Annotated in this window: 19 protein-coding genes and 1 pseudogene; 11 read left to right on the top strand and 9 right to left on the bottom strand. The window is 42.8% G+C overall.

Annotation, left to right across the window (positions count from 1 at the left end; genetic code table 11):
- The first annotated feature begins 29 nt into the window (after window positions 1-29).
- The gene (locus tag PENNN9_RS01900) at window positions 30-1,148 is read left to right on the top strand and encodes a DNA polymerase III subunit delta' (RefSeq protein WP_413771729.1); all 1,119 of its coding nucleotides are present in this window, start codon (window positions 30-32) and stop codon (window positions 1,146-1,148) included.
- Window positions 1,149-1,237: 89 nt separating this feature from the next.
- Window positions 1,238-1,606, top strand: a complete 369-nt coding sequence (locus PENNN9_RS01895) for a PilZ domain-containing protein (protein WP_058368070.1) — start codon at window positions 1,238-1,240, stop codon at window positions 1,604-1,606.
- 87 nt (window positions 1,607-1,693) lie between these two features.
- Here the strand turns inward: PENNN9_RS01895 and ppk2 are convergent, their stop codons facing one another.
- Entirely contained in the window at window positions 1,694-2,707 is a 1,014-nt protein-coding gene (gene ppk2, locus PENNN9_RS01890) for a polyphosphate kinase 2 (RefSeq protein ID WP_256713825.1), read from the bottom strand.
- A gap of 249 nt (window positions 2,708-2,956) precedes the next feature.
- Window positions 2,957-4,675 (bottom strand): acetyl-CoA C-acetyltransferase, encoded by a 1,719-nt coding sequence (locus PENNN9_RS01885; protein ID WP_058368069.1) that lies wholly within the window; start codon window positions 4,673-4,675, stop codon window positions 2,957-2,959.
- 550 nt (window positions 4,676-5,225) lie between these two features.
- On the opposite strand from PENNN9_RS01885, the gene PENNN9_RS01880 reads away from it, so the two are divergent.
- The 4 genes and pseudogenes from PENNN9_RS01880 to PENNN9_RS13605 all read left to right on the top strand — a co-directional run bounded on the left by PENNN9_RS01880 (window position 5,226) and on the right by PENNN9_RS13605 (window position 9,972).
- Window positions 5,226-6,626, top strand: coding sequence for a 3-oxoacyl-ACP reductase (locus PENNN9_RS01880; RefSeq protein WP_058368068.1), 1,401 nt, complete (start codon window positions 5,226-5,228; stop codon window positions 6,624-6,626).
- A gap of 353 nt (window positions 6,627-6,979) precedes the next feature.
- Window positions 6,980-7,894 (top strand): MaoC family dehydratase, encoded by a 915-nt coding sequence (locus PENNN9_RS01875; RefSeq protein WP_058368067.1) that lies wholly within the window; start codon window positions 6,980-6,982, stop codon window positions 7,892-7,894.
- Window positions 7,895-7,945: 51 nt separating this feature from the next.
- Window positions 7,946-8,461: a beta-lactamase hydrolase domain-containing protein gene (locus PENNN9_RS01870; protein ID WP_058368103.1), complete on the top strand. Its 516-nt coding sequence runs from the start codon at window positions 7,946-7,948 to the stop codon at window positions 8,459-8,461.
- Between the two features lie 124 nt (window positions 8,462-8,585).
- Window positions 8,586-9,972: pseudogene (locus PENNN9_RS13605) on the top strand (serine hydrolase domain-containing protein).
- A gap of 28 nt (window positions 9,973-10,000) precedes the next feature.
- Here PENNN9_RS13605 and PENNN9_RS01860 read toward each other — a convergent pair.
- The 3 genes from PENNN9_RS01860 to PENNN9_RS01850 all read right to left on the bottom strand — a co-directional run bounded on the left by PENNN9_RS01860 (window position 10,001) and on the right by PENNN9_RS01850 (window position 14,428).
- A complete protein-coding gene (locus PENNN9_RS01860) occupies window positions 10,001-11,251 on the bottom strand; it encodes a cation:proton antiporter (protein ID WP_058368066.1) in 1,251 nt (416 codons plus the stop codon).
- Between the two features lie 304 nt (window positions 11,252-11,555).
- Window positions 11,556-13,466, bottom strand: coding sequence for a dihydroxy-acid dehydratase (ilvD, locus tag PENNN9_RS01855; RefSeq protein WP_058368065.1), 1,911 nt, complete (start codon window positions 13,464-13,466; stop codon window positions 11,556-11,558).
- Window positions 13,467-13,663: 197 nt separating this feature from the next.
- Window positions 13,664-14,428, bottom strand: a complete 765-nt coding sequence (locus PENNN9_RS01850; RefSeq protein WP_058368064.1) for a hypothetical protein — start codon at window positions 14,426-14,428, stop codon at window positions 13,664-13,666.
- Between the two features lie 243 nt (window positions 14,429-14,671).
- On the opposite strand from PENNN9_RS01850, the gene PENNN9_RS01845 reads away from it, so the two are divergent.
- The 4 genes from PENNN9_RS01845 to dusB all read left to right on the top strand — a co-directional run bounded on the left by PENNN9_RS01845 (window position 14,672) and on the right by dusB (window position 20,940).
- Complete coding sequence (locus PENNN9_RS01845; protein WP_058368063.1) at window positions 14,672-15,115, top strand: HIT family protein; 444 nt, start codon at window positions 14,672-14,674, stop codon at window positions 15,113-15,115.
- 292 nt (window positions 15,116-15,407) lie between these two features.
- Window positions 15,408-17,453, top strand: a complete 2,046-nt coding sequence (locus PENNN9_RS01840; protein WP_058368062.1) for a BCCT family transporter — start codon at window positions 15,408-15,410, stop codon at window positions 17,451-17,453.
- A gap of 255 nt (window positions 17,454-17,708) precedes the next feature.
- On the top strand, window positions 17,709-19,751 hold the full coding sequence (locus PENNN9_RS01835) for a BCCT family transporter (protein WP_058368061.1): 2,043 nt from the start codon (window positions 17,709-17,711) through the stop codon (window positions 19,749-19,751).
- 151 nt (window positions 19,752-19,902) lie between these two features.
- Window positions 19,903-20,940 (top strand): tRNA dihydrouridine synthase DusB, encoded by a 1,038-nt coding sequence (dusB, locus tag PENNN9_RS01830; RefSeq protein ID WP_082637950.1) that lies wholly within the window; start codon window positions 19,903-19,905, stop codon window positions 20,938-20,940.
- A 56-nt stretch (window positions 20,941-20,996) separates the two neighbouring features.
- Here the strand turns inward: dusB and PENNN9_RS01825 are convergent, their stop codons facing one another.
- The 4 genes from PENNN9_RS01825 to PENNN9_RS01810 form a co-directional block, all read right to left on the bottom strand.
- The gene (locus tag PENNN9_RS01825) at window positions 20,997-21,410 is read right to left on the bottom strand and encodes a DUF1622 domain-containing protein (protein ID WP_227511687.1); all 414 of its coding nucleotides are present in this window, start codon (window positions 21,408-21,410) and stop codon (window positions 20,997-20,999) included.
- Between the two features lie 53 nt (window positions 21,411-21,463).
- Entirely contained in the window at window positions 21,464-21,931 is a 468-nt protein-coding gene (locus PENNN9_RS01820) for a hypothetical protein (protein WP_058368060.1), read from the bottom strand.
- Window positions 21,932-22,245: 314 nt separating this feature from the next.
- Window positions 22,246-22,776: an inorganic diphosphatase gene (locus PENNN9_RS01815; protein WP_058368059.1), complete on the bottom strand. Its 531-nt coding sequence runs from the start codon at window positions 22,774-22,776 to the stop codon at window positions 22,246-22,248.
- Window positions 22,777-23,011: 235 nt separating this feature from the next.
- Window positions 23,012-23,875: a lipoyl protein ligase domain-containing protein gene (locus PENNN9_RS01810; protein ID WP_058368101.1), complete on the bottom strand. Its 864-nt coding sequence runs from the start codon at window positions 23,873-23,875 to the stop codon at window positions 23,012-23,014.
- Between the two features lie 292 nt (window positions 23,876-24,167).
- Here PENNN9_RS01810 and PENNN9_RS01805 point away from each other — a divergent pair, with 292 nt between their 5' ends.
- Window positions 24,168-25,646, top strand: a complete 1,479-nt coding sequence (locus tag PENNN9_RS01805; protein ID WP_058368058.1) for a coniferyl aldehyde dehydrogenase — start codon at window positions 24,168-24,170, stop codon at window positions 25,644-25,646.
- Window positions 25,647-25,801 lie beyond the last annotated feature (155 nt).

Genomic DNA, 25,801 nt, shown 5'->3' with positions numbered 1-25,801 from the left:
AATTTTAAACGAAATAGTAGGCAACAAGCGTGAATCATATGACAGACAGTATTTATTTTGCGCCACTATTACCATGGCAGCAAGCATTGTGGACGCAGCTTACAAGTCGTGTACTATCACCGCCCCATAATTTGCCGCATGCATTACTTGCCGCTGGTATGCAAGGAATGGGTAAGCGTGCTTTTGTTTGGCGACTGATAGCTTGGCTATTGTGTCAAGAGCGTCAGCAGCATCCGCTTGGAGCTTGTGGTCATTGTCAAAGCTGTCAATGGCTTAGATCTGGTACGCATCCAAGCTTACAAGTATTGCCTATTACCAGTATGCCTATTAGCACTGAAAGTCAGGAAAATAACCAAGCTGTCAGTAATAATAAAAAAACGAAGACCAATACCAAGTCGGTAAAAGCAACCAGTAGTGCTGCGTTGACAGTAAAGGTAGATGATATTCGCGCATTGCAGCCTTTTATCTACCAGGGCGGACAGGGGATGCGCATTTGCGTATTAGATCATGCTGAAAAAATGACTATCGCAGCGGCCAACGCCCTTTTAAAAACGTTAGAAGAGCCACAAGCACAAGTTCATCTTTTTTTAATCAGTGACATGCCAGCAAAACTACTGCCAACGATTAAAAGTCGTGTACAGCAGTTACCATTGCAGGGAGTAGAACCAACTATTGCAAATGACTATGTGGCTCAAGAGCTTGGCAATACGATTAATCGTGAAGTGGTAAGTCCGATACAAATTACCCAGTTGTTACAGTTAGCAAACGGTGCACCACTTGCAGCAATAGAGCTGGCAAAAGCTACCTGGTATAGCAAACGCGCTCTATGGTTGACGACATGGCAAGCCTTACGTAGTGGTAAGCGTAGCAGTGTAGCGGCTAGTGACTATTGGCAAGCTGAGATTGATCTACCAGAGTTTCTCAAGCTGACTGAGCTTATGCTGATTGATATTCGGCGCGTTTGTTTAGGTCTTGATAGTAACCAAAAAGATATTGCTCTATCAGCCGCTTTAGAAAAATATCAGCCTACAGACAACGCATTAGAAACATTGCTAAGCCAGTTGCAGCAAACAAAAACAGCCCTTCAACAAAATGTGCAAGAAAAATTTGCCTATGATAAGCTGATGCAAGACTTGGTTTATCTATAGAATCTATCTGAGCATATAGACTCTATATAGTAAAACTAAAGTGACAATCAAGCGATATCTAACCGTATATCAAAATTAAGGATGTTATTATGGCAATGCCAGGACGTGGCGGTATTATTACCTGTCATATTGAAGATGTCGAAAAACTATATGCCAGCTATTTATCTTTTGTAGATAATGGTGCCCTGTTTGTACCCACCAATCGTGTCCAGGAGTTGGGTGATGAAGTCTTCATTGCGATTACCTTACCCAATTCTAGCGAACGCTTACCGATGAATGGCAAAGTGGTTTGGATCAATCATAAAGCACAGGCCAACCGTCCTGCAGGGTTTGCCGTCCAAATCGGTACGGATGTTGCGGGACAAAAAATAAAACATGAAGTTGAACGAAATAAAACTGAAGTTGAACGCTTACTAGTAGGCAAGATTGATAGCCAGCAAGCGACTTATACTATGTAAGATAGACTATAGTGTAAGACAGACCATAGTAGGTCACATTATATAAGTAAACGTCTTGTCAGTTATTGACTGTGACATTACGAAGGTCTAATAACGTGATGGAACGTACATATCGTCTGGAATAGGCTCTCGATAATATTCGTCATCGCGTTTACGTTCGGGCAATTCTACTTCCTCGCGCGGCACTTCTTTGTAAGGTATCTGCTCAAGCAAATGAGCAATACAATTTAAACGCGCCCGTTTTTTATTGTTGCCCTCAACCACCCACCACGGCGCTTCTGGAATATGAGTACGCTCAAACATAGTCTCCTTGGCTTTGGTATAATCTTCCCAACGCCGCCTTGATTGCAAGTCCATTGGCGACAGCTTCCATTGTTTGAGTGGATCATGAATCCGGCTCATAAACCGCGAATGCTGCTCATCGTCAGTGATAGAAAACCAATATTTAACCAACCTAATACCAGAACGCACAAGCATACGCTCAAACTCAGGTACAGATTGAAAAAACTCCTCATACTGGGCATCGGTACAAAACCCCATTACGCGCTCAACACCGACACGGTTATACCAACTTCGATCAAACAACACAATCTCACCAGCTGCTGGTAAGTGCGCCACATAACGCTGAAAATACCATTGTGACTGCTCACGCTCAGTTGGTGCGGGCAGAGCAGCAACTCTACAAACGCGTGGGTTAAGACGTTGAGTAATACGCTTTATAGCACCGCCTTTGCCTGCTGAGTCACGACCTTCAAATATCACGACAATGCGCTCACCGCGATCGACTACCCAATCTTGTAATTTGATCAACTCACGCTGCAAGCGGACCAGTTCTTGAAAATAAGTACGACGATCAAGCTTTTCTTGCTCTGTCATCTCAAGCCCATCAAAACGAAAATCACGTACATAATCGTCTATTTCATTTTCAAGCTCTTCATCATAACCGTCAATTAAATCCTGATGCATCTTACGACGTAGCTCATCATTGAAGACTTCTTTGTCCATGCGTGTAATGAAGTTGCCTTGTTCAGGTTTGCTTAGCTCGGCATGTTCCTGCGGTGTCAAAGACTTTGGGTCAATTGCCGAGGGAATCTTACTCATAGAAAACTCCTAATAACTATTCTTATCATTGTATTAATTGTGGTCTTTACTTTAGCATATCTGATGGCGAAGCTATGCGGTGACTGCGTTTTATTATTGTGTGATGCAACCTTGTATTGCTCATTATCGCGCTAGCAGATTTGTCACTGCATTTAAAAATAAGGAAGCATAAAAAACACCCTCTAACCAATCGATTAAAGAGTGTCAAAAATTCAAAATATTTAAGCTATTTGTCTGATAAGCACCAGATTATTTTTCTAGGATACAAGTGACACCTTGACCGCCAGCTGCGCAAATAGAGATAAGCGCACGACCTGAGCCTTTTTGATCTAGTAGCTTAGCTGCTGTCGCAAGGATACGACCACCAGTTGCTGCAAACGGATGTCCAGCAGCAAGTGATGAACCATTCACATTTAGCTTACTACGATCAATAGAGCCCAACGGCGCCTCAAGTCCTAGGCGCTCTTGGCAAAATGTCTCATCTTCCCAAGCGGCAAGGGTCGATAACACTTGTGAAGCAAAGGCTTCATGAATCTCGTAAAAGTCAAAGTCTTGTAGAGTAAGACCAGCACGCTCAAGCATACGCGGTACTGCATAGGCCGGTGCCATCAATAAACCTTCTTTATTGCCAGATTTACCGATAAAGTCAACAGCCGCTGTTTCTTGGTGAACGATATAGGCTAAAGGCTTCAGACCATGTGCTTCTGCCCACTCATCATTGGCTAGCAGTACGCAAGAGGCACCGTCAGTTAGTGGCGTTGAGTTGGCCGCTGTCATGGTTGGGTTGGCGTTCTTTTTACCAAATACTGGTTTCAGCTTGCCCATCTTTTCAAGAGTAGAGTCTGGACGTAAGTTATTGTCACGAGTCAGACCTTTATATGGCGTGATAAGATCGTCAAAGAAGCCTTCATCGTAGGCGCGAGCCAAGTTTTTGTGGCTATTAAAGGCCAATTCGTCTTGGTCTTCACGGCTGATATTCCATTCAAGAGCAGTAATCGCTTGGTGTTCACCCATAGACAAGCCAGTACGTGGCTCACCGTTTTGTGGTGATTCAATTAAGTCTTTTGGGTTCAGACCCATCAGGGCTTGCAAGCGCTGTTTGTTGTTTCTTGCCGCTCCTAATTTTAAGATGACTTTACGTAGGCCATCGCCAACCGCGAGGGGTGCGTCTGAAGTCGTATCGACACCGCCCGTAATGGCTGAATCGATTACTCCTAAAGCAATTTTGTTTGCAGAGGCAAATGCAGATTGAAGGCCAGTGCCACAAGCTTGTGAGACATCATAAGTAGGTGTATGCGGGTCTAAAGCGGTATTTAAAGCAGCTTCACGAGTTAAGTTAAGATCGCGGCTAAGCTTTAAAACAGCGCCAGCGACCACTTCACCCACACGCTCATCTTGCAAGTTATAACGTTCGATAAGACCATTAAGTGCAGCGGTTAACATATCGATGTTACTAGCATCAGCATAAGGACCATTTGAGCGAGCAAATGGAATACGATTGCCTCCTAAAATGGCAACGCGATGTTGGCCTGAGCTTAGTTTGGTAGCGCGGCTCTTTTTAGAGGCAGTATTTGACTTGCTAGTCTTAGCCGCTATTTCATCAGTATTAGTATCAGTACGATCATCTGATTTTATGGACTGGCTTTGTGTATCGTCTTTACGTGTCTCGCTCGCTTCAGACTGCGCAGTCGTATCAAATACATTAGTGTCTTCAAGCTCACTGAGATCAGACTCATTAACTAAGTCTTCTTTAATTTTTGCTTTTTTCTGTGCCTGATCGTTTTCAGCATTGCCATCAGCATCAACAATATCAGTTGCTTCTTTTAGCTCAGCGATTGAGTCGTAATGAGCATTGTTCTGTTGGTCATCTTTGTTTGGTTGAGTATCTTTCTGTGTGCTATCCGCCGCTGGAGTGTTACCTTTAACAACCGTACTCTCGACGATAGGGCTATTTTTTTTGTTACTCATAAAGTTATCCTTAAAACGAGTGAATGTAGCAAATGATAAGGTAATAAAATATCGTGATAAACAAATTAGGTCATCAATATATAAGATGTTAGCCGTTTATCGTAATAATTTTTACCCTGTTATTGTATGTCTTTAGCAAGTCTGGTAACAGAGGCTCAGATTTACGTAAATGACAAATACATAGACTGAGCAGTATTGCTTATTAGTATTTGCCTAACTAGGCATCTGATAATATATTGTTATCAGTATTTGATTGAGTCATAACTTCTAGGTTTTATTTTAGCATATAAGTTTATTTTTCAAAGAAAGAGAAAGTAACTGCTGCGTTTGTAGGTCCGTCCGCTTATCCATGTTTATACCGTTGACTTTTGGACTTGTTTAGCTTAGGCGTGTATAGTTGTGTCAACTTTGAATTCACTTACTAAAGTCTCATTATTATTATCCGTGTTTGCGGAGATAATAAGCTTTTATAGTAAGGACGTTAAGATTAATGGACCCATCCGTTTTCATTCATTATTTATTGTTCTAATTTTAGATACAGGAGTATTTTATGTCAGACCGTTATGGTGATTTTGTTCAATCCTCGATTGGTAAAAAAGTGGCTAAAAACTTAGGTCTACCGTTACCAGTAAGTCTCGATCGTTTTGAGAGTGGTCAACGTCTTGTACGCGGTAGTGTGCTCGTTGGCTCAGCCGCTGGTGATGACAAGCGTGTTAGTGAGTCTATCGCTCGTATCTTGTCAGAGTTGCATGCTGAAGTGTTTGTTAATAGCAGAGACAGTATCAAAGATGCGCTTGCTGATGCAAACGTAGAAGCAAAAGCCAATACGGGCAGTGAAGATAATTTTAAGGTATTATTGTTTGATGCCAGCAATATCAGTAATGCAGATGAGCTCAAGCAAGTTTATGAGTTCTTTCATTTTGTAGCACGCCGCGTAGAGAAGTCAGGGCGCGTCATTATTATTGGTCGTCCACCTGAAGAAATCATCGATGTAGAGACAGCATTAGCCCAGCGTGCGCTCGAAGGTTTTGTTAAGTCGGTTGGTAAAGAGCTTAAACGCGGTATTACCGCTCAACTGATTTACGTTGCTGAAAACTCTGAAAGCAATCTGGATTCAACATTGCGCTTCTTTACCTCAGCGCGTTCAGCTTATGTCTCAGGTCAAGTAGTACGTGTGAGCATGGGTGATGCGGTTGAAGTCGATTGGACACAGCCGTTGGGTGGTAAGACCATGCTGGTTACGGGTGCGAGTCGCGGTATTGGTGAAGCGATCGCTCGCGTATTGGCTCGTGAGGGTGCGCATGTCATCTGCTTAGATGTACCACAGCAACAAGCTGATTTACAAAAGGTTGCAAGTGAGATTAGTGGATCGACTTTGATGGTTGATATCACCAGTGATGACGCTGGCGAGCAAATCGCTGAAGCTGCCAAAAAGCGTGGCGGTCTAGATTCTATCATTCATAATGCAGGGGTAACTCGTGATAAAACACTTGCCAAAATGGATGAAAAAAAGTGGGATATGGTCATCAATATCAATCTTACTAGTATCGCTAGGTTGAATCGTTATTTACTTGATAATGATGTACTAAAAGAAAATGCGCGCATTGTCTGTGTGTCTTCAATCTCAGGCATCGCAGGTAATCTCGGTCAGACCAACTATGCTACCTCCAAAGCTGGTGTCATTGGACTGGTAAATGCAACTGCTAAACAATTGACAGAAAATAACAAAGGCATGACGATTAATGCGGTCGCTCCAGGCTTCATTGAGACTCAGATGACCGAAGCAATCCCATTTGCTATTCGTGAAGCAGGTCGCCGTATGAACTCAATGAGTCAAGGTGGATTACCAGTCGATGTGGCTGAAACGATTGCATGGCTTGCCTCTCCTGCATCAGGTGGCTTAAACGGCAATATCGTACGTGTCTGTGGTCAAAGCTTGTTAGGTGCATAGTATTTATATGCACAACAGGTGTTTATCGTACTTAGAGATATAAATATATTGATGACTTTCTAAGTCGATGATATTACTAGTGATTTATTGTATACATCATTGTTACTTACGACAAATTTGCTAACTTATTGTAATAAAGCTGCCTATAGGTGGCTTTTTTATGTTAAAACCACAAGGCTTATAAGGTAAATTAAAAGTATTGTTTTTGATGGATATTTTTATATATGTCTTTAGTTTTGCTTATTTAGTAACTTTTTAGTTCTGTATTTTTGGGTTAAGATGTTGCAAAATAAGCGACTAAATAGCCAATGGATGTGCTAAAAATTCGCTTAAGCCTCAATCAGGATAGATTTATGTCAGATAAACACTATGATGCGTTGCCAAAAGCGCATACCACTTACGCTAATATCATAAAGAGCCTGTTGCCTATTGGTGACAACGCAAAAGTTGGCAAAGATGAGCTGCCGCAAGCGACCTACTATGTGGATGATCTGCACATCGATCAAAGTAATTTAGAAGATTACCGTAATATTTGCGGTTTTGCTGATGATGGAAAAATTCCAGTTACTTACTTTGCAGTACTCTCCCAAGCCTTACAAATGAACATGATGGTTAAAGAGCCGTTTCCTTTTGCGATGTTAGGGCTGGTGCATGTAGATAATAAGGTCACGCAGTATCGTCCTGTAGGCGAACGTGAGACAGTGGCTATGTCAGTGTCATTCGATAACTTACGTGACCATGCGCAGGGTCAACAGTTTGACTTTGTGACTACGGTCAAATCACAAGACGATGTCGTTTGGGAAGGGGTCTCGACTTATCTAGCCCGTGGTAAAAAACCCGACAGTAATGCAATTAGTAAAAACAAGCCGCGCGCGGTAACTGTTAAACCAATGGTCGATGAAGAAGGTACCCATGCGGTCTTTGAAGTGCCAGAAGATATCGGACGTCGTTACGCCTTTATATCTGGGGACTTTAATCTTATTCATTTACATCCTTTGTCGGCACGAGCTTTTGGATTTCCTAAAGCTATTGCTCATGGAATGTGGTCTAAGGCCAAATGTTTGGCAATGATGGGCGAATTACCTGATGCCTATACTGTTGAGGTATCATTCAAGCTACCTATCTTTTTGCCATCTGAGGTGGAGCTTATTGCCGAATCGGTGGCCAAGCTTGATACTACTAACGATCATTGTAACTTTGGCTTATATAGTGCCAAAAATGACAAGCCGCATCTTGCTGGTGTGGTGAAGCTAAATGAAACAGAGTAAGCAGTAAAAGCTTGTTTTTAACCTTTGTATTCAACTAACATATATATGACTATGACTTTAAATATAGACGCCCAATCTTCCACCGATGTAGATGCTGCTCCAGCATCAGTAGCTGATAATGGTATTAATCTCTCAAAGGTACTTGAGCCTTATTTTCGCCCTGACGAACAGACAATCGTTTGCGGTGCACTTGATGAATCCAGAGTAAAAGCTCTCGCCAATGCTGGGGTTGAGCTTGTCATTAACTTGCAGCCTGATGATGAACTTAGTTTTGATGAAGCAGAGGCAGTAACGCGCGCTGGCATGTATTATGAACAGCTACCTATAAGTGGCGCTCAAGATTTAAAGCAGCTTAACATCTTAGCGTTTGATAACATACTACGTCAGTATCATGGCAAAAAAACCGCATTGCATTGCGGGTCGGGAAATAGAGCAGGGGCAGCAATTGCCTTGCGTGCTGGCTGGTTACGTGGGCGTAAGATGGATACGGCTATGGCGCGAGGTCGCAGTCATGGATTGGCTGGTCTTGAGCAAGAAGTACATAACCGCCTACTAGTGCCGCGTTAATGTGTTAGTAGGGTTAGAAGTGTGTTTTTAGAAGGCGACCAGTGGGTGGCCTTTTTTATTGTTGTCTGATAAAACTATCTATCATCAAAAACCAAGTGATAATCAATAAGTGAGTGAAACGACAATGCAAGATACTACTAACAACTATGATCGAAGCGGTAGGATTGATACCAAAATACAGCAGCGCCTGCAACAATTGCTAACCGATCTACAGCTAGATGATGCCCCAGCAGGTGGATCACTGATCGTTTATCAAGCTGGCAAGTGTATTGCGCAGGCCAGCGTCGGTATGGCACAACCTGATATCTTATGGCAACCGGAAACTCTATCCCTAAATTTTTCAACAGGCAAAGGGATATTAGCAACGTTGGTTCATGTCTTAGTGTCACAAAAACTACTGAATTATGATACACCAATTGCCAACTATTGGCCTAAGTTTGCCTCTAATGACAAAGCTGATATCACTTTACGCTCATTAATGTCGCATCAAGCCAATTTGTTTTCGATCAACAGTATTGATGCTGATAGCGAAACCTTGCTCGACTGGGACAGTATGCTTGCTAAGGTCGCTGCAATGCCCATAACTTTGCCTGAGGATGCAACGCGATATGACAGTGCTTATAGTGCGCTGGTTTATGGCTGGATATTAGGAGGTGTTATAGAAGCGGTCACCGATATGACGTTGGCCGAAGCGTTACGTCATTATCTAACGGAGCCGCTAGGTATCACTAGTAGTTGCTATTTTGGTGTACCAAGCGATAAAGCAGATAAAGTGGCTATATTGGTAAAAGATTTTTAAAACCCTTAAGCAAGATCATAGTGTAGAGCGTCCCCAGCTTCGTTCTCGTCGAAATAAGCCTGTATTAAAACCTGACTCTAAAAATACATTGCGTACCTATGCAAATCTGTCAATTTATAAATGCTGGAAGCAACATGCTATAAAACTTCAAACAACTAAAGAATATAGTAATGACGAAAGTATAGATGAATTGTCGATCTTAGATACCGCTCAGATCAACCGCTTATACCTTAATACAAGTCAGTTAAACTTAAAAAACTATAAGGCTGCACTTATACCGGCCAACAAGCAACCTATAGATTACTATAACCGTCAAACGCTGCAGGCAGTTATTCCAGCCGCAAATGGTGTGGCTTCAGCCAAAGCCTTAGCGACCATCTATGCTATGTTAGCAAACGGTGGTAAATGGCAAGGGCAAACTCTAATCGATGAAGCAACATTCGAGCAGCTATCTACTCCGCAAGTCACAGGGATGGATGCAGTAATGCCTGCTCACATGCATTGGCGCTTGGGTTATCATCGTCTGTTTAGCGTTTGTGCTAATACCGAAGCGGGTTTTGGACACATGGGCTACAACGGCTCAGTCGCTTGGTGTGATCCTACTCGGCAGCTGTCTTTCGCTTTTGTACACAACTTTGATGTAACTATGCTAAATGATGTCCGCCAGTTTGCACTGACGGAAGCGGTATTAGATTTAATCAATATAGATTGAGCATACGAATTAAGTTTACAAACTTGAACTATGAGCGTGGTTTATTTGCTGTCATTTTTAGTAATTTGGGCGCACTTAAACCATGCATAAAGATAGAGGATAAGATAACAATAGAGCATACCACCCAAAGCTTAAGCACGTCTTCTTCCCCAAAAAATCCGTGATTAAGGGCATAAGACAAATAATATAAAGTACCAATGCCTCTAATACCAAGGGCAGATATTGCATATTTTTCTGTTCGAGGTAGGTTTAATCCTGTCAGTGCGATAATACCCCCTAGCGGACGGATGAGTAGTAAGAAGGTAAAGCTTACAATATAGACCCGCCATGTCAGCTCAACACCTGATTGCAACCCTTGTCCAATAAGTATGCCAAAAGCTACCAGTACTAAAGACATCAATAGACCTTCTGATTGCTCAGCGAAGTCATGCAGTTTTTCATGATAACTGTGTTCGTGCTCTGAACGGCGAAAGGCAAAAGCGGCGATAAAGACAGCAATAAAACCATAACTGTGTATATACTCAGCCAAGCCATAAGCTAACAATGTCAATGCAATGACCACGTAACCTTGAGAGATGGTAGTCTCACGAGTATGCTTAGAAAACACCACTTTTGCCAAAGTCTTTCCAACGACTATACCGACCACTAAACCTGCACCAATCTTCCATAATACGTCATGTGTAAACCAAGTCCAGAGTAGCTCGCCTGAGAATCCTTGACCTTCACTATAAGCTTCAGCTATCTTGATGGCTAAATATACAAAGGGAAATGCCAAGCCATCATTGAGTCCGGCTTCTGATGTCAAGGTAAAACGCGGGGCATCTTCACCCCCAGTATTAGGCGGTCCAACTTGAATGCTAGATGCCAATACAGGATCAGTAGGCGCAAGTACAGCCCCTAGTAAAATTGCTGCACCTATAGTCAGACCAAACGCGTAATAGCCTAAGACAGCCATTGCAAAAATACCAACAGGCATAGTAATAAGTAACAGCCGGGTAGTAGGGCGCCACAAACGCCAAGATAATGGCGTATCGATTTTGATACCTGCTCCAACCAGTGATACAAGTACCACAATCTCGGTGAGTTTCTCGATAATAACGCCATGTTCCATAGGGTCCAAAAATGACAAGGAGAGCCATAAATAGCCAATCACAATGCCAAAAGTAACTTGAAGCATGGGTAGAGATACAGGTAGAGGCTTAAATACGATAGGAAAAATGGCACCAAATAAAAAGGCGATGCCGCAGACTAATAAGAATAAATTATAATTTTCAATCATAAGGTTTGTGCATGCCGCTTGGTCCATTTAAAATATTTATGAGCTTTTAAATAGAAAGTTGATAATAGCTATCTCTAAAAGTTGTAAGGTGTAGGACGTAAATGTAATCTATGAAAGCGTTCAAAAACCTAAGGTGTAGGACGTAAATGTAATCTATGAAAGCGTTCAAAAACCTATAGTGACGAAAAAACGCAATGAGTTTCGCAAAAAATCGTTATCAAAACGACAGCTGCGTTGTTTTTTGGTGAAAAAAAGCCAGCATGAAAGCTGGCTTGATTTAAAAAATTAGTTCATTGCTCTGTAGTTAGCGCTCCACTTGACTCACATCTCGTATCGCACCAGTGTCCGCACTGGTAGTCATAGCAGCATAAGCACGTAGGGCAGGCGTGACATAACGCTCACGACTTACAGGCTTCCATGCATCGCGGCCGCGTGCTTCCATCGCCTCACGACGTGCTGCTAAATCTGCATCGCTGACCTGCATATTGATGGTACGGTTTGGGATATCAATATGGATGGTATCGCCTTCTTCGACCAGACCAATCGTACCGCCTTCAGCAGCTTCTGGACTGGCGTGACCGATAGATAAGCCTGATGTACCACCAGAGAAACGACCATCAGTGAGTAGCGCACATTCTTTACCCAAGCCTTTTGACTTAAGATAGGTGGTTGGATAAAGCATCTCTTGCATGCCAGGACCACCTTTTGGACCTTCATAACGAATGATGACCACGTCACCCGCTACGATTTGATCATCCAGTACCGCTGCTACCGCCGCATCTTGTGACTCAAAAATACGCGCACGACCAGTAAAGGTTAAAATGCTCTCATCGACGCCTGCAGTCTTGACCACGCAGCCACGCTCAGCGATATTGCCATAGAGTACGGCAAGGCCACCGTCTTCTGAATAGGCATGCTTGACGCTACGAATACAGCCTGACTCACGGTTGACGTCGAGGTTTGGCCATTCTTTTGACTGTGAAAACGCTTCAGTGGTACGTATGCCGCCAGGTGCAGCAATGTAGCGGGCACGCGCCTCAGTATTATCAGGATTCATGATATCCCATTTATCAATGGCTTCTTTCATTGAGGAGCTATGGATAGTCGGTATATCGGTGGTAAGTAACCCTGCTCGATCAAGCTCAGCAAGTAATGCCATCACGCCGCCGGCACGGTGCACATCTTCCATATGATATTTTTGCGAAGCAGGAGCGACTTTAGAGAGACAAGGGACACCGCGACTTAAACGGTCGATATCTGCCATTTTAAAATCTACTTCCGCTTCATTTGCTGCAGCCAATAGATGCAAAATAGTATTGGTCGAGCCGCCCATCGCAATATCTAAGCTCATCGCATTTTCAAAGGCGGCTTTAGTCGCGATAGAGCGCGGCAATACAGAATCATCGTCCTGCTCATAGCGGCGTTTGGCCAAAGATACAATCGTACGGCCCGCTTCTAAGAATAACTCGCGGCGTAATGCATGAGTTGCTAATAATGAACCATTACCAGGCAATGATAATCCCAAAGCTTCGGTCAAGCAGTTCATTGAGTTGGCAGTAAACATACCAGAGCATGAGCCACAAGTTGGGCACGCTGAGCTTTCAATGGCTAAGACATCTTCATCGCTAATGGTGTCATCAGCGGCATCCATCATCGCATCAACAAGGTCAAGCTTACGAATCGCATTGCCTTTACTATCAGTAGCATGTACGTCGCTGCCGCCATCATTGTTATGGCTGTGGGCAACGGTACTAGCAACAACTTTTCCCGCTTCCATTGGTCCGCCAGAGACAAATACCACGGGCACGTTTAGGCGCATGGCAGCCATCAGCATGCCAGGTGTGATCTTATCGCAGTTAGAGATACAGACCAACGCATCGGCACAGTGAGCATTGACCATATATTCTACCGAGTCAGCGATGAGGTCACGGCTTGGCAGTGAATACAACATACCGCTATGACCCATTGCGATACCGTCATCGACGGCGATAGTATTAAACTCTTTTGCCACACCGCCCGCTTTTTCGATCTCACGCGCTACCATCTGTCCAAGATCTTTTAAGTGCACATGTCCAGGTACAAACTGCGTAAATGAGTTGGCAATCGCGATAATCGGTTTGCCAAAGTCGCCATCAGTCATGCCAGTGGCGCGCCATAGTGCGCGGGCACCTGCCATATTACGACCACCAGTAGAGGTTTTTGAGCGATAATCCATATGATATTCCTTACAAATAGGCGAGGCTCGTTAAAGATATAGCCTCAGCTTTAGCTTTGATGTTTATAGTGTGCTTTTTATATAAAGTGAATACTAGTGAATAATACTAAGAGGTTACCATACCATTAGATATGAATAACTAAAAACAATTCGTAGTTGATGTTAAGGTGTCTCACATAAAAACTTACGTCATATTCTTAGGCGATTCGTTCTAAAATAGCTGCTTCAAACCAAGGTAATTCTGCTTTCTCCGCTTCTAATTTAGCAATAAGTGTCAAAGCATGAGTGGCTGACAGTTGTTGATATTCTGTACTAGCATCAATAGTGAGGAGCGGCTCATCGCTTGCGTTTTGCTCATCGATACTGACAAGGGCTTGTTTATCATTTTTATATAATACATCGACACGGCCAAAAAACTGCCATTCATTAAAAGCCGCTATCATCGCATCGTCTGCGTCCTTGGTGTATATCTGCTGCGTTGCTTTGCCCGTATTTGTCCAATGTAGGCGCACCGCTAATTGCAGAGCTTCGCTAAACACAACCAGCGAGCCCATGACTTTTACATGCCAAGGGCTGGTTACTAGCGCTTTATCAATACCGATAAGCTTAGCAGCCTCATCCGCTGTCATAAGTGTATTAAACTGAGCAAGTAGAGCAGGTGTCAACGGATGGGTCTGCTTGATCGCATCGTCTAAACTGTCGTAGTAATATAAAAACGCTAAAGGCTTATCTTGAGTGAGCGTTTTTTCACTAATTTTACAATTATGAATGCGCCAACTGATGGTTGTATCGGTTAGAGCGTCCGCCAAAATGATAGCATTTGGCGTGATGGTTTTTGGGACGGCACCACTTACTGATGAATCCATATAATCTGACGATGCAGATGATAGTTTATCAGAGTTAGAAAATGTATCGGCATTAGAATTGGATGATAAATGAGTAGGTAAGGTAGTCAAATTCATAAACCTAGCATTGGCAGAGTGAAGGCTTAATATAACATTTAACGCACATACATCGCGAACAAAATAAGCATTTAAACGATCGATATAGCGATTTAATATTTGATAAATACGCCTTGTTATAAACGATAATAGTGAGAAGGTATCTTGTACTCAAGCTCTATTTCGTCCACTATATATGGCAGATAATAGGTAACTAGATAAGATGATGCATTAACCGCTAATGAGTATTTAAGGAGTAATATAATGAGTCAGGACAATCAGGTAGTCAAGTACGATGACAATAACATCTTTGCTAAAATGTTAAACGGTGATATTCCGCACCATAAGGTGTATGAAGATGATAAAACTCTCGCCTTTATGGACATCATGCCGCAAGCAGAAGGTCATGTATTGGTCATCCCTAAGCAAAAGGCCGTTGATTTGGTGGATCTTGAGCCAGAATATGCGGCAGCTGTTTTGATGACCTCAAAAAAGGTCATGCAAGCGCAGCGTCAGGTCTTTGCACGTGAAGGTATTATTCAGATGCAACTAAATGGCGCGCAAGCAGGTCAGACGGTGTTTCACTACCATGTGCACCTGATACCAGGGAATATACATGAATTGGGTATTCATGCTGCCAAGCAAGCCGATAGCGATGAGCTTGCCCATACTGCACAGCAACTGGCAGCAGCGATTTCAGATTCTTAATATAGTGCTATTATTTTTGGGCTATATAAATTAATTACATCGGATAAAGGCGTTAAGTCCTAGTAAACTTGTCATAAATATAAAAAGGTAGCTAACAAGCTACCTTTTTTATTGCTTGGTAATAATCATGTAACAAGCGTTAAATTAGTGTTACAAGCTATAAGTTCTTCTGGGGTTTGGTACAAGAGTGTGGTAAAAAACATGCTTTATTGGGCGCGTTTGTACTACTTCATCTATACGAATGAGTTTTTCGTTCGATAAAAGTGCCTTTAATTTGAGGACTATATCTTTTATGAGTAAATTACCTCGCTCCACTATTTTGTTGCCAGTATTTGTACCAGCTGCTGCCATTATGCTGTTATTGGTAATTGGTACCGCAATTAATCCAGAGGCTGCTGGCGAGCTATTTAGTTCAGTACTGGCATTTACCACCGATACTTTCGGTTGGTTTTATATGTTGGCAGTTGCTATATTTTTGATGTTTATTATTGCTTTGGCTTTTTCGCCTTATGGCGGTATTAAGCTGGGTCCTGACCATGCGGAGGCTGAGTATAATTTTCTTGAATGGTTTGCCATGCTGTTCTCAGCAGGTTACGGCATTGCGTTGCTATTTTATGGTGTCGCTGAACCTGTGCTACATTTTGCCAGTCCGCCACTCTCAGAGCCTCAAACGATTGCTGCTGCTAAAGAGGCGATGCAGATTGCCTATTTTCATTGGGGATTCCACATTTGGGCGATATATGGCGTGGTAGGTTTGTCATTGGCATATTTCTCTTTTCGTCATGGGTTGCCATTGTCAGTGCGCTCAACGTTATATCCATTAATTGGTGACAAAATCCATGGGCCTATTGGGCATACGGTCGATGTGTTTGCAATTGTGGGTACTATGTTTGGTATTGCCACCAGTTTGGGTTTATCGGTAGCGCAAATCAATGCAGGTTTGAATTACTTATTGCCTAATATGGTGCCAGTAAGCACGACAGTGCAAGTCATTATTATCGCTTTGGTTACCGCAGCGGCCCTCGTCTCTGTACTGGCTGGAATGGACAAGGGTGTTAAACGGTTGTCTATTCTAAACATGGTCTTGGCAACAGCGCTGATGCTATTTGTATTTGTCGTCGGTCCATCAGTATTTATCTTAAACGCCTTTATGGAAAATACGGGCAGCTATTTGGGCAATATTGTTGAGCGTACTTTTAGTTTGCAAGCCTATCAATCTAGTGATTGGATTGGTAGTTGGACGTTATTTATCTTTGCTTGGACGATTGCATGGGCGCCATTTGTCGGTTTGTTTATTGCTAAGATTAGTCGTGGTCGTACCATTCGTGAGTTTGTACTGGGTGTGATGTTAGTACCAACGCTGTTTACATTCTTTTGGTTCTCGGTATTTGGTGATACCGCACTACATATGATTATGGTTGATGGTTACGATGCTTTGATTGGGGAGGTGCAGAATAACCAAGCGATAGCACTGTTTAAACTGTTAGAGAATTTGCCGTTTACACAGATAGTTTCATCATTGACCGTACTATTAATTATCACCTTTTTTGTGACGTCATCAGATTCAGGGTCGCTGGTCATTGACTCACTTGCTGCAGGTGGTCGCAGTGACACGCCGTGGTGGCAGCGTTCGTTTTGGGTGGTAACCGAAGGTGCAGTCGCGGCAGCGTTACTTATTGCTGGAGGTCTGAGCGCTCTACAAACTGCTGCTATCGTCAGCGCGCTACCTTTTGCAGTCATCATATTGATCTCTACATTTGGCATGTGGCGTGCGCTACGTATCGAGGGGCATCGCAACGCGAGCTTAGCCAATGACAATCATCTGCCACCGCATTTACTCAAACTAGATGCATGGCGTGACCGTATTGATTATATAACCCATCAACCAACGCGTGACAAGGTACTGGACTATATTAAAGGCACGGTTTTATCTTCAATGCATGAAGTTGCAGAGAAGTTTGAAGAGACAGGTTGGTTGCCTGATGTGAATTATGATGAGGTTAATGATCGTGCAGTGCTTGAATTAAGACGCGGCGAAAACGTTGAGTTTTGGTACGAGGTTCGTTTGTCCGAGCATGAGATTCCTGATTATTATACTGAAGATATGGCCAATACATTACCGCAAGAGCATCACCATCGTGCTGAGGTATATCTGCGCCGTGGTGGTCAAACCTATGATTTGTATGGTTATCAATCAGAATCGGTGATTAACGATATCATCGATCAGTTTGAGAAATATCTACACTTTGTTAATGTGTCGCCAGACATTCTGCCTTGGCGTATGCAAGAGCATGATGATGATATTACGCTTGAGCAAGGTAGTGTGTTTGATAAGTAAGTATCGAAACATCTGATTGTCACTAAAGGCAGCTAGATGGCTGCCTTTTTTGCTATAGAAAATGCCCTTTTCATTATAGTTTAAAAGCGCTATGGTTAACGCTATTTTAAACTATCGCTTACTGGGCTTATATATGAATGAATTGTCGACAAGCGTTATTTGTGCATACTAAAGACATATAAATACTTTAAAAAAACAGATGTTATATAAGCGTATCATACACCTATTCAAATTTATGATTTTTGAGAACCTTTTATGAGTAAGCTATCTCGTTCGACTATTTTGATGCCGGTATTTATACCGACCGCTGTGGTCATGGTATTGTTGGTGATCGGTGCTTCGGTCAATCCACAACTGGCAAGTGGTTTGTTTGCACAAGTGCTGGGCTTTACCACCGAGACTTTTGGTTGGTTTTATATGCTGGCCACAGCGCTGTTCTTGATGTTTATCGTGATTCTGGCGTTTTCGCCTTATGGCGGCATCAAGCTAGGACCTGACCATGGCACGGCGCAATATAATTTTATTGAATGGATCTCTATGCTGTTTTCGGCAGGATACGGTATCGCTTTATTGTTCTATGGCGTTGCTGAGCCTGTGATTCATTTTGCCACGCCGCCGCTGTCAGAGCCGCAAACGATTGCTGCAGCCAAAGAGGCGATGCAAATTGCGTATTTTCATTGGGGTTTTCATATTTGGGCCATTAACGGTGTGGTGGCACTCACTTTAGCTTATTTTGCTTTTCGACATGGTTTGCCTTTGTCGATGCGCTCGACGCTGTATCCGATAATCGGCGAAAAAATCCATGGCCCCATAGGTCATGCGGTTGATGTATTTGCTATTTTAGGCACTTTGTTTGGTCTGGCAACCAGTTTGGGTATCTCTGTCTCGCAAATTAACACAGGCTTGAACTACTTGGTGCCGAGTATTCCAGTTAATACCACCGTACAGGTTATTGCAATCACCGTAATAACAGGCTTGGCACTGATATCAGTATTGGCGGGTATGGATAAGGGCGTAAAACGCCTGTCTATCTTAAATATGACACTCGCAACCTCTCTGATGCTGTTTGTATTTATCGTCGGTCCTTCAGTATTTATTCTAAATGCCTTTATGGAGAACACAGGCAGCTATTTGGGCAATATCGTTGAACGTACCTTTAGTTTGCAAGCCTATCAGCAAGGCGATTGGATCACCAGTTGGACGTTGTTTATCTTTGCATGGACGATTTCATGGTCACCGTTTGTCGGTATCTTTATTGCCAAGATTAGCCGCGGGCGTACCATTCGTGAGTTTATCGCCGGTATAATGCTAGTACCGACTATTTTTACCTTCTTTTGGTTTGCCGTGTTCGGTGATACGGCGCTAAACATGATTATGGTACAAGGCTATGAGTCCCTCATTAGTGAAGTACAGAATAACCAAGCTATCGCTTTATTTAAGCTGCTTGAAAACCTACCATTTACTCAAGTGGTATCTGGTCTAGCAGTCGTACTTATTATTACCTTTTTTATCACTTCTTCTGACTCTGGATCGTTAGTGATTGACTCGCTAGCTGCAGGGGGGCGTAGTGACACGCCAGCATGGCAGCGTACGTTTTGGGTGGTAATATTGGGTGTTGTCGCTTCGGTACTGCTGCTGGCAGGTGGGTTACAAGCTCTGCAAACGGCAGCCATCGTCAGTGCCTTACCGTTTACGATGATTATCTTGATTGCGATGTTTGGTATGTGGCGGGCGCTGCGTATTGAAGGTCACCGTGATGAAAGCTTGGCAAATGAAAACCGTTTGCCGCCACATCTGCTTAAGCTTGAGTCATGGCGCAATCGGATTGATTACATTACTGAACAACCCAGCCGTGAAGATGTTTTGAACTATATTAAAGGGACGGTCATGTCATCGATGAAGGAGGTGGCAGAGAAGTTTAAGGAAACGGGTTGGCATCCTGAAGTCAATTATGATGACACCAATAACCGGGCGGTATTAGAGCTACAGTATGGCGATGATGTAGAGTTTTGGTATGAAGTGCGATTGACGCACCAAGACATACCTGTTTATTATAAGGACAGAGTCAGCAGTGAGATATCGCAAGAACACTATTACCGTGCCAAGGTCCATTTGCGCCGCGGTGGTCAGGTTTATGACTTGTACGGTTATCAATCAGAGTCGGTGATTAACGATATCATCGATCAGTTTGAAAAATATCTATACTTCTTAGAAGAGTCGCCGAACAGCCTACCATGGCGTATGCAGGAGCATGATGACGATATCACGCTTGAGCAGGGTAGTGTGTTTGATAAGTAGCATGTTTGATAAATAGTTGGTTTCATTATTAAAACTGAGTATTAGTTGTTGCAAGTTATTCGCTTGAATGGCATTCGCTTGAATGGCTTGCATTAAAATCCAGAACCCTTAGAATAACGGCTTGTTTTTACCGTTAATCAAGCCGTTTTTTATGTCTATAAATAATCTAACTCATTCTGAATCGGTCGTACAACCTATCAGCGATCATCCATTGTTGCAGCCGCTTAATATTGGCGGTCTGACGATTGAAAATCGTCTGATGGTCGCACCAATGGCAGGCGTGACGGATAATCCTTTTCGCAGGTTGTGTAAGTCATTTGGCGCAGGTCATGCAGTTAGCGAGATGATTATCGCTGATACGGCGCTTTATGCTCGCAAAAAATCTCTTTATCGGGCCAATTTTGACAATGAAATCGCGCCAATTTCTGCCCAGATAGCAGGAGCTGAGCCGGATAAGCTCGCTGAGGCAGCGCGTTATCAGATTGATAATGGTGCGCAGATTATCGATATCAATATGGGTTGTCCTGCCAAAAAAGTCTGTCGCAAGCTGGCAGGTTCTGCACTATTACAAGACGAAGATTTGGTTGCGCGTTTGCTTGATGCTGCGGTAGGCGCAGTCGATGCCCCTGTCACCTTAAAGACGCGTTTGGGGTTTGAGAATGGACGAGAAAATATTTTGCGGGTGGCAAAGCGAGCAGAGCAAGCGGGAATCGCAGCGATTGCCATTCATGGGCGCACGCGTGAGGACATGTATACTGGCGTAGCACGTTATGAGCTGATACGAGAAGTCAAAGAGAGTATCAGTATTCCTGTCATAGCCAATGGCGATATTGATAGCGCGCAAAAAGCGCAGCATGTCTATGAGATGACAGGATGTGATGCGGTGATGATAGGACGCGCCGCCCAAGGGCAGCCGTGGTTATTTCGTGATATTGAGCATTTTCTACGTACTGGTGAGCGCCTTGACGCGCCAAGTATCGGCGAGATAAAAGACATCGTACTGGCGCATCTACAAGAGCTATATGATTTTTATGGTGAATACTCAGGTTGCCGTATTGCCCGTAAGCATATTGCTTGGTACACCACAGGTATTCCTAACTCTAATGCCTTTCGTCAAGCAATGTATGGCGAGGAAAGCACCGCTGGGCAGTTTCGCGTGGTCGAAGATTTTTTGCAAACGCACGAATGACTTAAATAAATGTCATACCAAGAGCATTATTTATAATGCGCACTTCGAGTCTGAGCTTAAGGGTCTAACTCTGGGTTAGATTTATCAGAATTTTCATTATAAAGTTTTTGATTCACACGCTGTGCCCCCTGCGGTGATTTTTCTTTTTGCCACGGGAAGCGTCCTTCTAGCTCGACTTGTAGTGATAAGCTCAAAAAAGTTCGAATGAGTACGATAAAACCCAATACCAAAACGCCGCGTAACGTCGGCTCTGTGACCACGGTTGCCATAATGTCGGCAGCGATAAGTACCTCTAAGCCTAGTAAAATAGACTTACCAACGGTCTGTCTAATCTCGACATAGGTATCATGATTGAAGCCATTAGATAATCGAATGCCGCGATAAAACGCAAAGAACAAACCGAAAAACATAATAAGTACACCAATGATCTCAACTACCTTGGCAACCAAATCGATATAATGAGCTAGCATTTCTATCAAAATATATCCTTATTATCAAAAAACTTAGTTAAGTAAAAAACTAATTAACCAAAGACCCGCCATAATATCCAAAACAATCCTGCCATAATGGCTGCAATCACTAAAAGCCTCTTAGCCCAGTAGGGGACAAGTGATTTTTTGTAGCCTATATCATCCAATTTGCTATCGACGCCTCTTTGTAAGCTTTTAAAACCTTGTTCAGATTGCGTTGTTTTGACGCGGTGCTTGACAAGCGTTTCAGGCGTGGTCTCTACTTCTGGTTCTCTATCGAAACTTAAAGCTTCATTTGGGATGCCTTGTTTATTGGCAATTGTAGTTAGGTTTTGATGTTGTTTATTCTTAATCTCGGTCTCATAGGCGTCAATACGTAATTTTGCTGCGTCCATGCTGATGTTTTCGTCTTGAGCCAACGTCTTGATGGCCATCACTAGATTGCCTTTTTCGACCATCATACCAATAGACTTGGGTAGCTTTGCACTGGCAGGTTTTGAGTTTGAGTCGGAGTTAAACATGATAGTCCTTGCTATTTAATGACGTTAGAGCGCTTGTTAAGAATGTCAACCATTATAGCAATGTTATCTCTATAAAATTATTGTTCGATGGTATCGTTAATACTAAATCAATTGAATACACCAGATTATGACGCGAGACTGGGAAAATTTTTTCTTGCGTGCTATGTCTCTTTTATATTAGCCTGACTATGAGGCAAGACCTTTATAACTTGATAGTTTTTCAATATGACCTAAATTTACACAAAAAAATACCGCCGTCATAGAGATGATGGCGGTATTTTAAATGGTGCTTGTTGACTATCTAAAGCGACAATTTACATATCTTTCCAGCGCTGGATAGATTCTTTGATGACTTCTTTCGCTTCGCTAACGTCACCCCATGATTCGACCACAGTAGTACCTGCTTTTTTTAGATCTTTATAGTGGCTAAAGTGGAAGTGTAATTGCTTGATGAGCTGTTCTGGTAGATCTTCTAGGCTGTTATAAGCGTTACCATTGTTACGATCATCAGCTGGTACGACGACGATTTTGTCATCCACTTCGCCATCATCAACGAACTTCATCACACCAATGACTTTGGCTTTTAAAAAGACACCGGTCGTTAATGGCTGCTCTGTAATAATCAATGCGTCAAGCTCATCGCCATCTTCATCAAGGGTTTGCGGGATAAAACCATAGTTACAAGGTTTGGCAAAAATCTGTGGATCAATACGATCAAGCTCGAACACGGCCAGCTCGCGATTCCATTCAATTTTGTGACTGCTGCCGGTTGGGATTTCGACTACGACATTGATAATGCCGCCATCAACATCGCCTGCGTCTAAGATTTTATTGAAATCTGCCATAAAATACTCCTATTTGCTTTTGTTATAAATGCTTGATTGGCTAAAAATGTTTACAGGATGATATGCGGCGTAGGATGTGTATCACTGCGCCTAATTTGTGCCGCCTGCGAGTATAGCAAGTTTGACTTAAATTTTCTTGTTAAGCTTAAGTCTAAGAAGGCACGATATTATGCAAAATAAGACTCAATACTTTAGATTGGCATAAAATAATTAATATAAAGTAGTAAGACAGCTGCTACTTATAAGAAGTAATCGGGCGCAATTCGATCAAACCAGCATGACGTTTGGCGACATTATCGATAAACTTTTGGGTAATTTGCTCATAACTCAATGCTGCGCCTATTTGCTGATCTTGCTTTGCATCATTATTCATTGCTACAAAATCCGCCAATCGCAGCATTTGCATGCCAGCATAACCGCAAGGGTTGATGGCATTAAACGCCGACAAGTCACAATCCAAATTAAGCGCAATGCCGTGATAACTAAAACCGTGTTTAATCTTAAAACCTAGTGAAGCGACTTTTCCTAGCATAATGGCATCTCCTGCTGAAGAGACGGGTTGATGGTTTTTGTCATCGTCAGTATCTCTATTATGAGCATGAGACATATCAGCATATAGATAAACCCCTGGTGCATCACGGCGCGAATGAGCACTAATAGCACTACTAACATCGTTACTATTCGATGGCGGCAGGCTTTTTAGACAGTCGTTAACGACATCTTCTATCGCTTGCTCAGCATGTGATACCAGATTTCGAACACTCCAGCCAAGGCTGTGTAAGTCAAATAGCCAATATACTACCAGTTGTCCATGGCCATGCCACGTCACTTGTCCACCACGATCAGTCTTGATAATGGGTGTGTCTGTATGCTGTAAGATATGCTCTTCTTTACCTGCCTGACCTAGAGTATAGACATCATTATGATCGACTATCCATAACTCATCAGGCGTACGTAAGCTTTGCTCTTTTTTCAAATTGATGCGCTCAAGTGTGCGCTCAAGCATGGCATCGTGAGTGGCATTATAGTCTGCAGAAGATAACGACTTACTAATGAGCATATCGCTTATTTGCGACGTTTCTTGTGAGGTTGTTTGCATGGTTTCTATAGTGGGATTTTTCATGAGAGTCAGCTTCTTATTGTCATATGAGCAATTTGCTTAGGATAAATAATGTTACTAGCGAGTTTAGCAGTTTTTGCTATTATCACCCAACCTATAGGCGAATGCTTCTTTCCTAAATAGGTAAATAGGGACAAATGCTACTTTAATAGACCGTTTATGCAAACCTGCCAGTATGTGAATCGACCTTTTCATTCCCTACTCGATACGCTACATTAAATAGCAACTGGCTAGGGTGCGTTCACTTTAGCGTGTATGACAAGGAAGAAACATGATAGATCACGACCAGACTATAGACGACCAAGCTACAACCAATCAAGCAACAACCGGCTCTAATAAGCCGCTGAGTACTATTACAACGATAGAGCAATTGCAAAAAAAGTTTTCGCGCATGCAAACCTTAAGCCGTCATCAGCCTATTACTGATTGGGCCACGCGTGAGAGTCAGTTAGACAATCTAGAAGCGCTACTAAGCGATAATCAAAAAAACTTAGCCAAGGCTATCAGTGCAGACTTTGGTCATCGTAGCGAGTCAGAGACGCAGTTTGCAGAGCTGTTTCCAAGCTTTACTGGTATCAGTCATGCCAAAAAACATGGCAAAGCATGGATGAAAACCCGCCGCGTTTCTATTTCAGCATTATATATGCCTGCACATAATGAGATTCAGCCGCAGCCGTTAGGCGTGGTCGGTATTATGGTGCCATGGAATTACCCATTGTATTTGGCAATAGGACCGATGATTGATGCATTGACTGCTGGCAATCGGGTAATGATTAAAATGAGTGAGGCTGCACCAAAGTTCGCTGAGGCGTTTGCTAAAGCAGTCGCGCATTATTTTTCACCCGATATGGTCTGTGTCGTATTGGGCGAGGTTGATATTGCGGAAGCTTTTAGTAAGCTGCCGTTTGATCATCTGCTTTATACTGGCTCTACTGCGGTCGGCAAAAAAGTCATGGCAGCAGCCGCACCGAACTTAACGCCAGTAACACTTGAGCTGGGCGGTAAGTCGCCAGTCATCGTACTCGATGATGTGAATTTAGAGAATGCAGTCAATCGAGTAATGATGGGTAAGACCCTAAACGCCGGTCAAACTTGCATTGCGCCTGATTATGTATTGATTCAGCGTCAATATCACAAGCGCTTTATCAGCTTAGCAAAAGAGTGGATGCAAAAACATTATCCTAATATTGGTAACAATCAAGACTATAGTCACATTATTAATGACGACCAGTTTAAGCGTGTAGCAGGTTATCTACAAAAACTGCCAGAAGATCGTGTGCAGCCGCTTACTGATGTTGAGGCAAGTCTCGATACGCGCTTGATGCCTCCGGTTGTCGTCACTGATCCTGAGACGGACAGTGACGTGATGCAAGAGGAGATTTTTGCACCGATTCTGCCATTGATGGATTATGAAACGCTTGATGATGCCATTCGTTTTATTAACGAGCGTCCTCGTCCATTAGCATTATACGTATTTGGTAACAACGAGCGCGATGTGGAAAAAGTACGCACGCATACGGTATCGGGCGGTGTTTGTATTAACGAGGTCATCTTACATGTTGCCCAGCATGATATGCCATTTGGCGGAGTAGGTCACTCAGGTATGGGTGCTTATCACGGTAAAGCAGGGTTTGAGCGCTTAAGTCATATGAAGCCTGTCTTTGTACAATCAAAACTTAATGGTATGAATTTGTTGTTGCCGCCTTATGGTGAGCTATTTAAAAAAGGTATGGCTCTGCTGTTAAAGTAGTTAATATTTAAACTTAATTATTTAAAGTACCAAAGCGTCTATTGACATAGGCGCTATTTTTTTATTTGAAATATAGTCAGTTTTTAAAAAAAGAGCTAAAACCATTAGCATGTACTACCAAAATAAGCTTTTTTTGGAGTTTGAGGAACCCGGGG

Source organism: Psychrobacter sp. ENNN9_III, from assembly GCF_001462175.1.
GTDB lineage: Bacteria > Pseudomonadota > Gammaproteobacteria > Pseudomonadales > Moraxellaceae > Psychrobacter.
This window is presented reverse-complemented; position numbering and strand designations above follow the sequence as displayed.